Genomic DNA, 13,547 nt, shown 5'->3' with positions numbered 1-13,547 from the left:
TCCCTATCCGGATGGAGGGCGGCGGATTTTTCATACCCTCACCCCATTGCGATACTTCTAGAATTCTGGAACTATAGAATTATGGAATCACAGACTGGCAGGATGACTGAGCTCCTCGATCGCGTGCGGGCGCTGGAGGAACGTGTCGATGCCCTGGAGGGCGCCACCTCCTCCCCTGACGGCTCAGAAGCCGCGGGCTCCGTGTGCTACCGAGGTGAGATCAACATCGGGGATGCCACCTACGCCTATGAATGGGAGCGACCCACCGCGCATCTCACCGAGGCGTCCTGGGATGAGACGATGACCAACCTGGCTGCCACCGCCCATCCGGTGCGGGGCCGGATCCTGCAGCATCTGCTCCATCACCCCGCCTCCGTGGCTGAGCTCGTGGAGGCAGGCATCGTCACCTCCACCGGAACCGGATACCACCATCTGTCCGCACTCCAGTCTGCAGGCTGGATTCAGAAGGATTCGCGCGGACATCATTCAATCAGGCCGAAGCGGGTGGTGGCCCTGCTGGCGATCATCCTGGCCATGGAGGAGGCATAACCCACCATGCGCAGAACCACCACCATTCTCACCATCGTCGCAGCCCTGACAGCCACCATCGCCACCGCAGCGCTCGCCCTGGCCATCGGCCCCAGGCCCATCACCACCGCCACCCGGCACACCGGTGATCCCACCCTGGCGGCCATCCTCGCGGAGCACGCACCACCGGGCAGCCGGAACATCTCGGCATTCATCCTCCGGGACGGACAGGCCACGTTTGCCGGCCTGGGATCAGATGAACACACCGAGTTCGAGATCGGGTCCATCACCAAGACCTTCACCGCGGACCTGCTCGCCCAAGCCATCGACCTCGGGGAACTGACTCTGGACACCACGGTCGGCGAGATCATCGAGGCCACCGGTTCAGAGATCAATGATGCCACCCTGAAGGAGCTGGCCACGCACACCTCCGGTCTGCCACGTCTGGCGAAGATGGGACTGCCGCAGTTCATCGCCTCGGTCACCGGCGGCAATCCCTATGCCGACCACACGCGAGAGGAACTCTTCGACACCGCCCGGGCCACCTCCCTGACTGACCGCGGACAGGTCGCCTACTCCAACTTCGGGTTCGCCCTGCTGGGGCAACTGCTGGCCGAAGCCGCCGGCACTTCCTACCCCACCCTGATCCAGGATGAGATCCTGACCCCACTGGGAATGGAGGACACCTACCTCATGACCCCCGGATCTGTACCCGGGGACGCCCCACGGGGCCTGACCACCCGCGGGCGGGAATCCATCCCGTGGGAGATGGAAGCCGACGCACCGGCCGGTGCCCTGCGATCCTCCGCCCGGGACATGGCGATCTGGGCTGATCATGTGCTGAGCACACCCCTGCCGGATTACACCTGGGCCCACGACACCGGTGACACCGTCTTCCACAACGGTGGGACCGGGGGTTTCATGTCCATGCTGCTGATTGATCCCTCCACCAACACAGCGGCGTTTGCCATCACCGACACCAACGCTGGCATGGAGGATCTGGGGCGGGTCCTGTTGAACCACGCCCGGACAAAGGAGTGATCTGATGTGGGATTTCAACCTCATCATCGGCTGGGTGCTGATCCTCGCCGCAGCCCTCTCCCTCCTCCTGGCTTTCCGACGCCTGCACCGACGCTCCCACCCACCGGTGCGCACGGGCGTGGAGGCGATCCTCACCACTATGTTCTTCGGAGTTGTCATCACCATCTGGAACACGGTGATCCCGGTGTGGGTGTGGTGGATCCTGGTGGCAGCGACCAGCCTGCTGGCCGGCATGACTGTACTCACAGTGGCCCGTCGATAAGCATTTACCGCCCCGATCCCCGTATAGTTCTAATCGTTTAACCCCCGTTAGCGACGAAAGACCGTATAATCCTATGAGCGCCACCAACCCCGACGCCACGCAGACAGAGCTCCGGGACTCCCCGGGCACCACAACCCCCCACCACGTCTACCCCGCCAAGACGAAGAAGACGCCACTGGCGGTGCTGTGGAACATCATCCGCGGCGGACTGATCGGCATGGCTGAGCTGGTGCCGGGCATCTCCGGTGGCACAGTCGCCCTGGTCATCGGCATGTATGAGCGTGCCCTGCACAATGGCGAGAAGCTCATCGACCTGATCAAGGTGGCCATCAAGGACCGCTCCCGGTTGAAGTCGGCTGTGGCCGGTATCGACTGGTGGTTCCTCGGTGCCGTGGGCGTCGGCATGGTTACCGCGGTGTTCACCCTGTCCACGGTGCTCTCCAACTTCGTGGAGAACCACCCCGAGATCTCCCGCGGACTGTTCCTCGGCATGGTGGCGGTGTCCATCCTCGTGCCGATCGGCATGATGGACGGCCGTGATACCAAGAAGCGTCTACCGCTGCTCATCCCACTGTTCCTGGTATGCGCGGTGATCTCCTTCTTCGGCACAAGTGTCACCTCCGCGCCGCAGGAGAACCCGTCGCTGATCATCATCTTCATCGCCGCGGCCATCGCGGTGTGCGCCCTGGTCCTCCCGGGTGTTTCCGGTTCCTTCCTCCTGCTGGCCGTGGGCCTCTACGCCCCGATCATGTCGTCGCTGTCCAACCGCGAATGGGACGTCATCGGTGTGTTCATCCTCGGTGCGATCACCGGTATCGCGCTGTTCATCAAGATCCTCTCCTACATTCTGGAGCACCACCGCACCATCACCCTCGCTGTGATGGCCGGCCTCATGCTCGGTTCCCTGCGTGCCCTGTGGCCGTGGCAGGACTCCGATGCCAACCTGCTCAGCCCCTCCGGTGAGACCTGGCCCGTGATCACCGCGATCATCATCGGTGCGGTCGTGGTGGCCCTGGTGATGTTCATCGAGCGGGTCACCTCCACCCGCACGCTCGACTCCGCGGTCATGGTCGAGACCAAACCGGTCTAGCCCCGCACACAACGAAAGCGCCTCCCCCGGGAGGCGCTTTATGCTTGTCGACGTCCAACCCCCGCCCCCCATTCGCCCTACCGGGGTGTTTTCACCGCCGTGATCCACGGCTGGCGGAACCAGGGGCTGTCCGTATCGGTGCGCAGCCACTCCACGGCCTGGGTGTAGTGCTTGGCCCCGCCCTTGAACCGGGTGGCCTGTCCTGCCAGGAAGGCGTCGGCGAAATCGTCCCAGCTGCGGAACACCGCCACCGCAGCGATCCCCAGGGCGTCCAGATGCTCCGTGCACTGATCGGGCTCAACATAGCGGACATACCCCGACCAGCGGGCGAGGTTGGCCACCCGGGCGATGTCGAAGGCAAGACCGTCGGTGTCGATGATGACCTGTGTATCGGGGGCAACATCGGTGCGGGTGAGGAAGTCGTCGACAAGCTCCCCGGGCGCCCCGGCGCGCACCAGCTTCGCGCGGAGCTCCCCCGTCCCCTCCGGCAGGCCCCGCTGCGCGAGCACCGCAGCGGCATGCTCGGTGATGACCTGCTGCGCCTGGCTGAGGCGTTTGCGGGCCTGATCGGCGTTCCGGACACCCCAGTCCGCGCGCAGGGCATTGATCACGGTGAAGGGTGACAGCACCGAGGCGAACCCGAAATACACCTGATCAGCGGAATGCAGACGTCTGTTCTCACGCACCCGCACCCACTCCGGGCGGGCATGGGGAGCCGCCAGCGCACCGGTGAACCTGCGCCACGGCTGGGTGGGTGCCGGCTCCTCCGGGTTGCCCGGTCCCCTGTTGATCTCCTCCATGCGGCGTCGGCGCAGCACGGTGGAAATCGCCCAGATCACCAGTCCGAACAGCAGCACCAGGCCGAGCAGAATGAGGACGACTCTGATTTCCACACTGGTCATAGCTCCACGCTACCTGTGCCATAGGTACCCGGCTATCCATCCCAAGGTGGGGGTTCCCCCACCATAAAGGCGGATCGCCCCGCGCAGAGCCGCTCCTCCCACCGGCGCTTCGGGCAATGGGCACACCTACCTGTAATATCTGCCCTTATGATTGAGAGTTTGACCCGATTGCGCGGCAGCCACCGTATGCTGCGTGGCGTCACGGCCGTGGTCGGTGCCGTGGCAGCCTCACTGGCCCTGACATCCTGTGTGACCAACGAGGAACAGGGCACCCCGGAGGGCTGGGAGCAGATCGTCCCCGAACCTGTCCCGGAGCTCGAGGCGATGGTGCCTGCAGCCCTGGCCGAGCGTGGTGTGCTCACCGCGGGTGCCAATCCCCCGTTCCCACCGTTTGAGTTCAAGGACTCCGACGGTGAGATCATCGGCGTGGAGATGGATCTGGCGCGCGCCATGGCCGGTGTGATGGGCCTGGACTACCAGCCCCAGGAACAGGATTTCTCCCTGATCCTGCCGTCGGTCCAGGCGGGCACCGTGGACCTGGGGGCCTCCGGGTTCACCGACAATGAGGAACGCCGGGAGAACTTCGACTTCATCGACTTCCTCTACGCCGGTGTCCAGTGGGCCCAGAGCAGTGACCGCGCGGAGGACATCGACCCGGACAATGCCTGCGGCTTGACTATCGCGGTGCAGCGCACCACGGTCGCGGAAACCGATGATGTGCGCCCCAAGTCCGAGCAGTGCGTGGCGGAAGGCAAGGAACCCATCACGGTGCTGGCCTATGACACCGCCGACACCGCCGCCACCGCCCTGATCCTGGGCCGCGCGGACGCCCTGGCTGCGGACTCCCCCATCACTGCCTGGGCTGTGGCCCGCTCCGATGACCACATCGAACTGGTCGGTGATATCTTCATGGCCGCACCCTTTGGTTTCGCCCTGCCCAAGGAGTCCGAACTGACCCCCGTGGCGACACGCGCCTTCCAGCACCTCATCGACTCCGGCGACTACGAACGCATCCTCGCCCAGTGGGGCATCGAGGAGGGCCTGCTGGAGGAGGCACTGATCAATGAGGTGCCCCTCGACGAGCTCGCCGGTTAACACCGTCTATCCCTGATTTTCTTCTTCACAACACTTTCATCAAAAGGACACGTGACATGTCACAACCTGTTTCCCCCGGTGGGTCCACCACCCGGGCCACACCGAAGCCCATCGAGGCCAGACCACTGCGCCACCCCGGCAGGTGGGTCGCCGCCGCGATCATCCTGGCCCTGCTGGCCTGGTTCATCATCGGCGCGCTCAACAATGAGGCCTACGGCTGGGACACCTACCTGACCTACCTCTTTGACACCCGCATCGCCACCGCCGCGCTGCACACCATCGCCCTGACGGTGTTGTCCATGATCATCGGTGTGGTGCTCGGCGCCACCCTCGCGGTGATGCGCATGTCCGGCAACCCGGTGCTGCAGGGTGTGGCCTGGCTGTACCTGTGGATCTTCCGTGGCACCCCGATCTACGTCCAGCTGGTGTTCTGGGGTCTGCTGGGTTCGCTCTACCAGACCGTCAACCTCGGTTTCGCGGAGCTTGATCTGCAGAACTTCCTGTCCAACATGTTCATCCTCGCGGTGCTGGGTCTGGGCCTGAACGAGGCCGCCTACATGGCGGAGATCGTCCGTTCCGGCATCCAGGCCGTACCGGAGGGCCAGATGGAGGCCTCCAAGGCACTGGGCATGGGCTGGTCGCTGACCATGCGCCGCACGGTGCTGCCCCAGGCGATGCGCATCATCATCCCCCCGACCGGCAATGAGCTGATCTCCATGCTGAAGACCACCTCGCTGGTGGTGGCGGTGCCGTATTCCCTGGAGCTCTACGGCCGCAGCATGGACATCGCTTACTCCCTGTTCGAGCCGGTCCCGATGCTGCTGGTGGCCGCCACGTGGTACCTGGTGATCACCTCGGTGCTCATGGTGGGTCAGTACTACCTGGAGAAGCACTTTGAAAAGGGCAGCACCCGCAACCTCACCGCCCGCCAGCTCGCCGCGCTGGCCGATGCCGAAGGTGCAATCCCCGGCAACGTCAATGTCGTGCCTGATACTCCGAAGGAGAACAGATAGATGACCACCCTCATGATCGATGCCCAGCAGGTGTGCAAGAACTTCGGCCGCCTCGAGGTGCTCAAGGGCATTGACCTGCAGGTGCCCAAGGGATCCGTCACCTGCCTGATCGGCCCCTCCGGTTCCGGTAAATCCACCATGCTGCGCTGCGTGAACCACCTGGAGAAGGTCAACGCCGGTCGCCTCTATGTCGATGGGGATCTCATCGGTTACCGTGAGCGCGACGGGGTGCTCTACGAGATCTCCGAGAAGGACGCCTCCCGCCAGCGTGCCGATATCGGCATGGTGTTCCAGCAGTTCAACCTGTTCCCCCACCGCACCGTCATCGACAACATCATCGAGGCCCCCATCCACGTCAAGCGCCAGCCGGAGAAGGCCGCCCGCGCACGCGCGATGGAACTCCTCGAGCAGGTCGGGCTCGCCCACAAGGCCGACGCCTACCCCGTGCAGCTCTCCGGTGGGCAGCAGCAGCGCGTGGCCATCGCGCGTGCCGTCGCGATGGACCCCAAGCTGATGCTTTTCGACGAACCGACCTCTGCCCTCGATCCCGAACTCGTCGGCGAGGTGCTGCGCGTGATGCGTCAGCTTGCCGACGACGGCATGACCATGCTGGTGGTCACCCACGAGATGGGTTTTGCCCGTGAGGTCGCCGACCAGGTCGTGTTCATGGCCGACGGTGTCGTCGTGGAGGCCGGCACCGCGGCGCAGGTCCTGGACAACCCCCAGCAGACACGCACGCAGGAATTCCTGTCCTCACTGTTATAAGAGGTGAGTCGGGAAAGCGGGAGGGCCCGCCGGGAGAAATCCCGGCAGGCCCTTTTATTGTCTTGTTTCTTCTTATCCGTGAACTGTCGTGCACGGTTTTTCAATATCAGATGTTCCTGGAGTTGTTCCGGGGTCATCTTCCACATCCGTCTGTCTCTGGCCACGCCCTCACCTCCTTCGCTCAAGATCACCCCACAACCTACCCGATCAATCCGCTGATTCCGCGAACGAGCACCACCACCGCACCCGCGGTGGCAATCGTCAGGGCGACTCTGCGCGCGGTGCTGGTCGGGATCCGGGTGCTCAGCAGGGAGCCGAGGATGATGCCGCAGATCATCCCGCCGATACCGGCGGGCCACACCCAGACATCCGTGTTGTTCAGATCCGCCGCCCCACCGAGGACCTTCACCGCCACGGAAACGATCCCCGCCACGAGGAAGATCGGCTGCAGGGTGGCGGAGAAACTGCGCTGTTCCCAGCGGGTGGCCTGCGCGTAGACGGTCAGGGCGGGGGCGGCGATGGCGGCCAGGGTGTTCATGAAACCGGCGGCCACACCGGCAATCAGTGGCGCTGCCTTGGTTCTCACGGGTGGGATGTGGGACTGTCCGAACGTCGATAAGCCCAGGGCGCACAGCATGAGGACGCCGACGCTGGCGAGCAGCACCGGGGTGTCGGCGACGGTGAGCAGCCAGGCGGCCGGCACGGCGCCGACCACCAGGACCGGGGAGATCAGGGCGAACTGGCGCCAGTCCACATCGCGGCGGCGCACCACCGTGGTCATGGAGGCGTTGATCACGGCCAGGACATTGCTGACCAGGATGCCCTCCACCGGGCCGAGGAGCACCGCGAGGATCGGGGCTGCGACCAGGCCGAGGCCCATGCCGGAGACACGCTGGATGCAGGCACCGAGCAGGACGATGCCGAAGATCGCCGCCGCGCCCACCGCTACTGCTGGGCGTACTTCTGGGTCACGGCGTCGACGACCACCTCGGGCAGCAGACCGGAGACATCCCCGCCGTAGCGGGCGACCTCCTTGCACAGGGTGGAGGAGACATACCCGTACTTCTCGTTGGTGAGCAGGAAGAAGGTGTCCACGCCCGACAGGCGCCTGTTCATCTGCGCCATGGGCAGCTCATACTCATAGTCCAGGGAGCTGCGCAGGCCCTTGACCAGCGCACCGATGCCGTGGGCGGTGGTGTAGTCCACCAGCAGGGTCGCCCAGGTGTCCACCTTGACGTTGCTCAGGTGCGCGGTGGACTGACGGATGAGCTCCATGCGCTCGTCCACGGTGAACAGGCCGGTGTTCTTGTTCGGGTTGGCGGTGACCAGGACGGTGACCTCCTCGAACTGGGCGGCGGCCCGGGTGATGATATCCAGGTGGCCGAGCGTGATGGGGTCGAAGGATCCGGGGCAGACGGCTTTCATCAGTTCTCCTGTTCGGTGTTGTCGCTGTTGAGCAGCTCCGCGTCGAACACAGCCATGTCCATCCGGGCGGTGCCGTAGGTACGCTTCTTGAGTTTCTGGGTGGTGGGCACAAGCCACGCCGGCCAGGCGGTCTCCGGGGAACCGACGTGGCGCTCGACGACGACGACCGCGCCGTCGAGAAGCTTCGGGGTCAGCGCATGGAGCATCTCGACGACCGATTCATCGGCCAGCTCATACGGCGGATCGGCCAACACCATGGTGAAGTGCGCATCCGGTGCGGTGGCGAGATAGGTTGAGGCCTTCATCTCCACGACGTGGACGTTGGGGTGTTTGACCACGCCGGCATTGGCGCGGATGATCTGCGCGGCCTTGGAGTGGCTTTCCACCAGCACGACCTCATCGGCGCCACGGGAGGCGGCCTCCAGGCCGAGCGCGCCGGAACCGGCGAAGAGATCGAGGACCACCTGGCCCTCGAAACCGAAACGGACCTGCAGGGAGGAGAACAGGCCCTCGCGTGCACGGTCGGAGGTGGGGCGGGTGCCGGACGGTGGGATCTGGATCTTGCGGCCCCGGGCCTCACCGGAGATGATGCGGGTCTGTCCCATGATTATTTGGCCTCCAGGGTGAGTAGTTCATCGCCACCGGTGACATCGGAGAAGTCATCGAATGCCACGGAGGCGACCACGCCGGGGCCGGGTGCCAGGATGGGTGCCTCGAGTTTGACCGCCTCCACCGTGCCGAGTTGTTCACCGGTGGTGACGGCATCGCCTTCAGCGACGAAATAGTGGACGATTCCGGCAAAGGGTGCGCAGATCTTCATGTGTTACAGACTAACGCAGAGTGACCTGGACCCGGTGCAGGGGTGAATAGTTTAGGTCTTCTCCAGATAATCCTGGTTGTCGCGGGCGATGTCACTGACCAGCGCCATGGCCATCTCCGGGTCGCGGGCGACCAGCTCGGCGGCGTCCGCGATGGCGCGTTCGATGATCTGCTGGTCGGTGAGCAGGGACAGGTACTGCAGTTTGGTGTCACTGCCGGACTGCGAGGTGCCCAGGATGTCGCCCTCCTGCCGGACCTTCAGGTCCAGTTCAGACAGGGCGAACCCATCGGAGGTGGCGGCGATAGCCTGCAGGCGCCCCATCTGCGGGGAGTCGAGGGCGAAACTGGTGTGAAGCAGACACAGGGAGGCGAACCCACCTCGGCCGACGCGACCGCGCAGCTGGTGGATCTGGGAGACACCGAAACGGTCGGCCTCCAGGATGAGCATGACGGTGGCGTTGGCGACGTCGATGCCGACCTCGATGACCGTGGTGGACACCAACACATCGATGCCCCCGGCAGCGAAGTCCCGCATGACCTGGTCCTTGGTCTCCGGGTCCATGCGTCCGTGCAGCATGCCGACGGTGAGATCACGGAAGGTCCGGTGCTGCAGGGTGTCGTGGATCTTGACCACACCGCCGTCACCCTCGATGCGGGGGCAGACCACATAGGCCTGGTGGCCCGCGCTGACCTCCTCCCCGATGCGTTCCCACGCCCGTGTCATCCACGCCGGTTTCTCCGCCGGGACCACCGACGTCTGGATTGGTCGCCTACCGCCGGGCAGCTCCCGCAGGGTGGACACCGCCAGATCACCGAAGACGGTCATGGCGATGGTGCGCGGGATCGGGGTGGCGGTCATGACCAGCAGATGCGGGGTGAGACCCTCCCGGCCCTTGGTGCGCAGGCGGTCACGCTGTTCCACACCGAAGCGGTGCTGCTCATCGACCACCACCAGGCCGAGATCGAAGAACTCGACGGTGTCCTGGATGATGGCGTGGGTGCCCACCACGATGTCCGCCTGCCCGGAGATCACATTGAGCAGCGCCTCCCGGCGCACCTTGGTGCTCATCGACCCGGTGAGCAGGACGACGCTTGCCTGGATGCCCGCTGCGCCCAGGATGGTGGTGAGGCTGCGGGCATGCTGGGTGGCCAGCACCTCGGTCGGGGCGAGCATCGCGCACTGGCGACCCGAATCAATGGCCTGGAGCATGGCCAGCAGGGACACAATGGTCTTGCCCGAACCGACCTCACCCTGGAGTAGACGCGACATGGGTGCGCGTTGTTCCATGTCGGCGCTGATCTCACGGGTGACGGTCTTCTGCCCCTCGGTCAGGGGGAACGGCAGCGACTCGATGAGGGAACGCTGCTGCCCGCCGAGTGCCCGGGGGCACGGTGGGGCCTTGCGGGAGGCGGTGTCGGCGCGTCGCAACGCCATCACGGTGGCCAGGGAGAGGGCCTCGTTGTACTTGAGCCGGTCCACATACGCACCGGGCCCCTCCGCCCCGGGATCATGGATGCCGCGCAGGGCCTGCTCGAAGCTCGGCATGCCGGGCGGGGTGTCACCCAGTGGTTCCGGCACGGGTGGCATGGTCTCCAGGACACGCTGGATGGCGGCCATGATCCGCCAGGTGGTCATCGACGCGGTGCCGGAGTAGATGGGCAGGTACTCGCGCTCGACCAGGCTGCGGGCGACCTGTTCCACATCACCGTAGGCGGCCAGCGCCTTCATGCCGCCGGTGCCGGTCACCTTGCCACCGGAACCGGCCTCCGGGATGACGATGAACTCCGGGTGGGTCAGCTGCGGCTGTCGACGGAAGAACTTCACCTTGCCCGTGAACATCGCCCGCACACCCTGGGGCAGCAGCTTCGGGACATAGGGCGCACCGAAGAACGAGATGGTCACCTGCTCCGATTCACCGGCGACGATGATCTTGTAGAGCATCTTGCCCGTGCGGGTATAGGACTTGGTGGCCTGGACCACCTCACCGACGACGGTGACCAGGTCCCCCTCCTCCGCCGCACCCAGATCAACGCCGGAACCGTGATGGGAGTATTTGCGCACATTGTGGCGCAGCAGTTCCCCGGCGGTGGTGTAACCGAGTGCCTTCTCAATGGCGCGGGCCTCCTTAGCGGGGAGGACGTCCTTGAGCAGGCGGGTGTCATGCCAGCCGAGCATCTGCCTATTCCACCCCGATCTCCACGAGATTCTTCATTCCGGATGCCGGGTAGACGGTCAGATCCACGCGAGAATGGGTGCCCAGGCCACGGCGGAAGGTGTCCTCGTCGAAGTCCTTCTCGCGGTCGCGGGCGATGAGCAGGGTCACCTGTTCCCCACCGCCGTCCAGCAGCCGCAGGCAGGTGCGGGACAGCGCGTCATTGAGGTCCTCCGCGATGAGCAGGATCTCCTGGCCGGAGAACGCCAATAGGTCCCCCTTGGAGCAGGCACCCGCCTGGGTGAGGGCGGCGCTGCCGGCGACACGCAGCTCGGCGGTGCGCATGGCACTGGCCGCCTCCGCCATGGCGTAGGAATCAACGCCCAAGGGTTGACTGGGGTCGTGGAGGGACAGCGCGGCAATGCCGGCGACCAGGGTGGAGGTGGGCAGGATGATCACGGCCTGTTCGAAGGCGTGGCTGGAGCGCTCAATGGAGACCAGCTCCCGTTTGGTCAGCAGACCGTTGGGCAGCAGGATCACCTCATCGGCCCGGGTGGCCCGGGCCGCGGCGACGATCTCCGAGACGATCTCATTGGATGGTTCCGCCTCTGCCAGTTCTGCCGTATCGCGGGCGACCACGGTGGCCCCGGCGCTCTGGTAGAGATCCGCGAGCGAACCGTGCGGGGTGACCGCGATGAGCACACGGCGCGGTACCTCGGTGGAACGTGCCTCCGGGAGGATCTCCAGGCGCAGGTGGGTGACCTCCCCGGCCCGGAAGGCGGCCTCGATGACCTCCCCGGCCCGGCGCGAATGGATGTGCACGGTGCCGCGGGTGTCGGATTCGCGGGCGATGAGCAGGCTGTCGCCGAGCCCGGCGATCTCCTGCTGGAGGGCATCGAAGTCCTCGGCCTGCGCGCAGGTGAGGTAGAACATGACCTCGAGGTCGCCGACCCTGCCATGGGAATCATGGTCGATGGTAATGGGCCTGGATTCACCCTCCGGTGCGCGGGTGCCGGTCTGGGTGCCGGCGTCCAGGCCACCGGCGGGACCGGGGGCGCCGGTGATCTGCTGCTGGAGGCTCTCCAGGAGGATGACCAGTCCCTGTCCCCCGGCATCGACCACCCCGGCCTCGCGCAGGACCTCGAGTTGGGAGGGGGTGCGTGCCAGGGCGGTGCGGGCGGCCCAAACGGCGTGGTTGACCACATCGGTCAGCGATGCGTATCCCTCCTCCACGGCCTGTTCCGCGGCGATGGCGGAGGCCCGCAGGACGGTGACCACGGTGCCCTCGACGGGATCGGTGATGGCGCGGTCCACCAGGGACCGGGCGATGGACAGGGATTTCTGGATGGTGTGGCCGTCGATCACCCCGTCGGCGGCGGCCTGGGCGATGGCGCGCAGCACCTGGCTGAGCACCACCCCGGAGTTGCCGCGGGCGCCGCGGACCGAACCGACGGCCAGGGCCTCGGTAATGCGGGCGACGGTGGCATCGGAGTCGAGTTTGCGGGCCTCGTTGAGGGCGGCTTCCATGGTGTGGGTCATGTTGGAGCCGGTGTCGGCGTCCGGGACCGGGAAGACGTTGAGGGCGTTGATCTCCGCGCGACGGGCGGAGAGTTCCGCCACGGCCCTGCTCGCCCACCCGAGCACGCCGGCGGCGGAGAGGGTTTCAGCGGGCACCTGTACCGGTGCGGGGGTGTTCGCCGGTACCGGGGTTGTGCTGCTGAGGTCTGACATAGTGACTTACTTTACAGTCGCCAGTCGACGGGGGTGGCACCCAGGTCATCCAACATCCGGTTGGTGGTGCTGAAGGGGCGGGAACCGAAGAAACCCCGCGATGCCGATAATGGTGAGGGATGCGCCGAGGTGATGCACGGGGTGTCACCGAGGAATTTCTGCACCGCCTGAGCCTGCCTTCCCCAAAGGATGGCCACCAGGGGCTGGTTACGCTGCCCCAGGGCCGTGATGGCCGTCTCGGTCACCGCCTCCCAACCCCGGCCCTTGTGGCTGTTGGAGTTACCGGGTTGCACGGTGAGCACCCGGTTGAGCAGCATGACGCCCTGGCGTGACCAGTGGCGGAGATCCCCGTCGGTGGCGTTGATGCTCACCCCCAGGTCGGTGGCCATCTCCTTGAAGATATTGACCAGGCTGCGTGGCAGGGGCCGCACCCCGGGTTGGGTGGAAAAACACAAGCCCATGGAATGCCCCGGGGTGGGATAGGGATCCTGGCCGAGGATGAGCACCTTCACCTCGTCGAAGGGATAACTGAAGGCCCGGAAGATGTCCGGTTCGGGTGGCAGGAATCCACGCCCGGCGTCAGTTTCGGAGGTGAGGAACTGTCCCAGGTCGCGGATCTGGTCCATGACTGGCTCTAGTACTCCCCGCCAGGAGGGGTGGACGGGCAGATCATCGATGGTCTGCCACTGGGGGGTGGTGGGTTGTTCGTCGACAAGCATGGCG

At 65.4% G+C, this 13,547-nt stretch carries 15 protein-coding genes; 7 read left to right on the top strand and 8 right to left on the bottom strand.

Annotated elements, in window-relative coordinates; all coding sequences use genetic code 11:
- Positions 1-102 precede the first annotated feature (102 nt).
- The 4 genes from H9627_RS12215 (at position 103) to H9627_RS12200 (ending at position 2,921) form a co-directional block, all read left to right on the top strand.
- Positions 103-549: an ArsR/SmtB family transcription factor gene (locus H9627_RS12215; RefSeq protein WP_404826212.1), complete on the top strand. Its 447-nt coding sequence runs from the start codon at positions 103-105 to the stop codon at positions 547-549.
- A gap of 6 nt (positions 550-555) precedes the next feature.
- Positions 556-1,569, top strand: coding sequence for a serine hydrolase domain-containing protein (locus H9627_RS12210; RefSeq protein WP_191734309.1), 1,014 nt, complete (start codon positions 556-558; stop codon positions 1,567-1,569).
- 4 nt (positions 1,570-1,573) lie between these two features.
- Entirely contained in the window at positions 1,574-1,831 is a 258-nt protein-coding gene (locus H9627_RS12205; RefSeq protein ID WP_191734308.1) for a hypothetical protein, read from the top strand.
- A gap of 73 nt (positions 1,832-1,904) precedes the next feature.
- Positions 1,905-2,921: a DUF368 domain-containing protein gene (locus H9627_RS12200; protein WP_225213830.1), complete on the top strand. Its 1,017-nt coding sequence runs from the start codon at positions 1,905-1,907 to the stop codon at positions 2,919-2,921.
- Positions 2,922-2,998: 77 nt separating this feature from the next.
- On the opposite strand, the gene H9627_RS12195 is transcribed toward H9627_RS12200, so the two are convergent.
- Complete coding sequence (locus H9627_RS12195; RefSeq protein ID WP_191734307.1) at positions 2,999-3,823, bottom strand: DUF1266 domain-containing protein; 825 nt, start codon at positions 3,821-3,823, stop codon at positions 2,999-3,001.
- A 186-nt stretch (positions 3,824-4,009) separates the two neighbouring features.
- On the opposite strand from H9627_RS12195, the gene H9627_RS12190 reads away from it, so the two are divergent.
- The 3 genes from H9627_RS12190 to H9627_RS12180 are packed head-to-tail and all read left to right on the top strand — an operon-like array spanning position 4,010 to position 6,696.
- Positions 4,010-4,918, top strand: coding sequence for an ABC transporter substrate-binding protein (locus tag H9627_RS12190; protein ID WP_191734336.1), 909 nt, complete (start codon positions 4,010-4,012; stop codon positions 4,916-4,918).
- A gap of 56 nt (positions 4,919-4,974) precedes the next feature.
- The gene (locus H9627_RS12185; protein ID WP_191734306.1) at positions 4,975-5,931 is read left to right on the top strand and encodes an amino acid ABC transporter permease; all 957 of its coding nucleotides are present in this window, start codon (positions 4,975-4,977) and stop codon (positions 5,929-5,931) included.
- Positions 5,932-6,696, top strand: a complete 765-nt coding sequence (locus H9627_RS12180; RefSeq protein ID WP_318247792.1) for an amino acid ABC transporter ATP-binding protein — start codon at positions 5,932-5,934, stop codon at positions 6,694-6,696.
- Between the two features lie 199 nt (positions 6,697-6,895).
- Here H9627_RS12180 and H9627_RS12175 read toward each other — a convergent pair whose 3' ends face one another.
- From H9627_RS12175 to H9627_RS12145, 7 genes are read right to left on the bottom strand one after another with little or no spacing between them, the layout of a single operon-like run.
- Positions 6,896-7,639, bottom strand: coding sequence for a TSUP family transporter (locus H9627_RS12175; protein WP_191734305.1), 744 nt, complete (start codon positions 7,637-7,639; stop codon positions 6,896-6,898).
- A gap of 2 nt (positions 7,640-7,641) precedes the next feature.
- A complete protein-coding gene (coaD, locus tag H9627_RS12170; protein ID WP_191734304.1) occupies positions 7,642-8,121 on the bottom strand; it encodes a pantetheine-phosphate adenylyltransferase in 480 nt (159 codons plus the stop codon).
- Positions 8,121-8,726 (bottom strand): RsmD family RNA methyltransferase, encoded by a 606-nt coding sequence (locus H9627_RS12165; RefSeq protein ID WP_191734303.1) that lies wholly within the window; start codon positions 8,724-8,726, stop codon positions 8,121-8,123. Before H9627_RS12165 ends, coaD begins: the two co-directional genes overlap by 1 nt.
- A 2-nt stretch (positions 8,727-8,728) precedes the next feature.
- On the bottom strand, positions 8,729-8,941 hold the full coding sequence (locus H9627_RS12160) for an acetyl-CoA carboxylase biotin carboxyl carrier protein subunit (RefSeq protein WP_191734302.1): 213 nt from the start codon (positions 8,939-8,941) through the stop codon (positions 8,729-8,731).
- Positions 8,942-8,992: 51 nt separating this feature from the next.
- Positions 8,993-11,116 (bottom strand): ATP-dependent DNA helicase RecG, encoded by a 2,124-nt coding sequence (locus H9627_RS12155; protein WP_191734301.1) that lies wholly within the window; start codon positions 11,114-11,116, stop codon positions 8,993-8,995.
- Between the two features lie 4 nt (positions 11,117-11,120).
- Complete coding sequence (locus H9627_RS12150; protein ID WP_191734300.1) at positions 11,121-12,824, bottom strand: DAK2 domain-containing protein; 1,704 nt, start codon at positions 12,822-12,824, stop codon at positions 11,121-11,123.
- Between the two features lie 11 nt (positions 12,825-12,835).
- Positions 12,836-13,543 (bottom strand): uracil-DNA glycosylase, encoded by a 708-nt coding sequence (locus H9627_RS12145; protein WP_191734299.1) that lies wholly within the window; start codon positions 13,541-13,543, stop codon positions 12,836-12,838.
- Between the last annotated feature and the right edge of the window lie 4 nt (positions 13,544-13,547).

This window comes from Corynebacterium gallinarum (assembly GCF_014837045.1).
GTDB classification, from domain to species: domain Bacteria; phylum Actinomycetota; class Actinomycetes; order Mycobacteriales; family Mycobacteriaceae; genus Corynebacterium; species Corynebacterium gallinarum.
The sequence above is the reverse complement of the archived record's forward strand: the minus strand, read 5'-3'. Positions and strand labels throughout refer to the sequence as shown.

What these genes read in the sequence shown, in the direction of transcription:
- H9627_RS12215 (WP_404826212.1), top strand. Translation starts at nt 103, where the DNA reads ATGACTGAGCTCCTCGATCGCGTGCGGGCGCTGGAGGAACGTGTCGAT.
- H9627_RS12210 (WP_191734309.1), top strand. Translation starts at nt 556, where the DNA reads ATGCGCAGAACCACCACCATTCTCACCATCGTCGCAGCCCTGACAGCC.
- H9627_RS12205 (WP_191734308.1), top strand. Translation starts at nt 1,574, where the DNA reads ATGTGGGATTTCAACCTCATCATCGGCTGGGTGCTGATCCTCGCCGCA.
- H9627_RS12200 (WP_225213830.1), top strand. Translation starts at nt 1,905, where the DNA reads ATGAGCGCCACCAACCCCGACGCCACGCAGACAGAGCTCCGGGACTCC.
- H9627_RS12195 (WP_191734307.1), bottom strand. Translation starts at nt 3,823, where the DNA reads ATGACCAGTGTGGAAATCAGAGTCGTCCTCATTCTGCTCGGCCTGGTG.
- H9627_RS12190 (WP_191734336.1), top strand. Translation starts at nt 4,010, where the DNA reads ATGCTGCGTGGCGTCACGGCCGTGGTCGGTGCCGTGGCAGCCTCACTG.
- H9627_RS12185 (WP_191734306.1), top strand. Translation starts at nt 4,975, where the DNA reads ATGTCACAACCTGTTTCCCCCGGTGGGTCCACCACCCGGGCCACACCG.
- H9627_RS12180 (WP_318247792.1), top strand. Translation starts at nt 5,932, where the DNA reads ATGACCACCCTCATGATCGATGCCCAGCAGGTGTGCAAGAACTTCGGC.
- coaD (WP_191734304.1), bottom strand. Translation starts at nt 8,121, where the DNA reads ATGAAAGCCGTCTGCCCCGGATCCTTCGACCCCATCACGCTCGGCCAC.
- H9627_RS12165 (WP_191734303.1), bottom strand. Translation starts at nt 8,726, where the DNA reads ATGGGACAGACCCGCATCATCTCCGGTGAGGCCCGGGGCCGCAAGATC.
- H9627_RS12160 (WP_191734302.1), bottom strand. Translation starts at nt 8,941, where the DNA reads ATGAAGATCTGCGCACCCTTTGCCGGAATCGTCCACTATTTCGTCGCT.
- H9627_RS12155 (WP_191734301.1), bottom strand. Translation starts at nt 11,116, where the DNA reads ATGCTCGGCTGGCATGACACCCGCCTGCTCAAGGACGTCCTCCCCGCT.
- H9627_RS12150 (WP_191734300.1), bottom strand. Translation starts at nt 12,824, where the DNA reads ATGTCAGACCTCAGCAGCACAACCCCGGTACCGGCGAACACCCCCGCA.
- H9627_RS12145 (WP_191734299.1), bottom strand. Translation starts at nt 13,543, where the DNA reads ATGCTTGTCGACGAACAACCCACCACCCCCCAGTGGCAGACCATCGAT.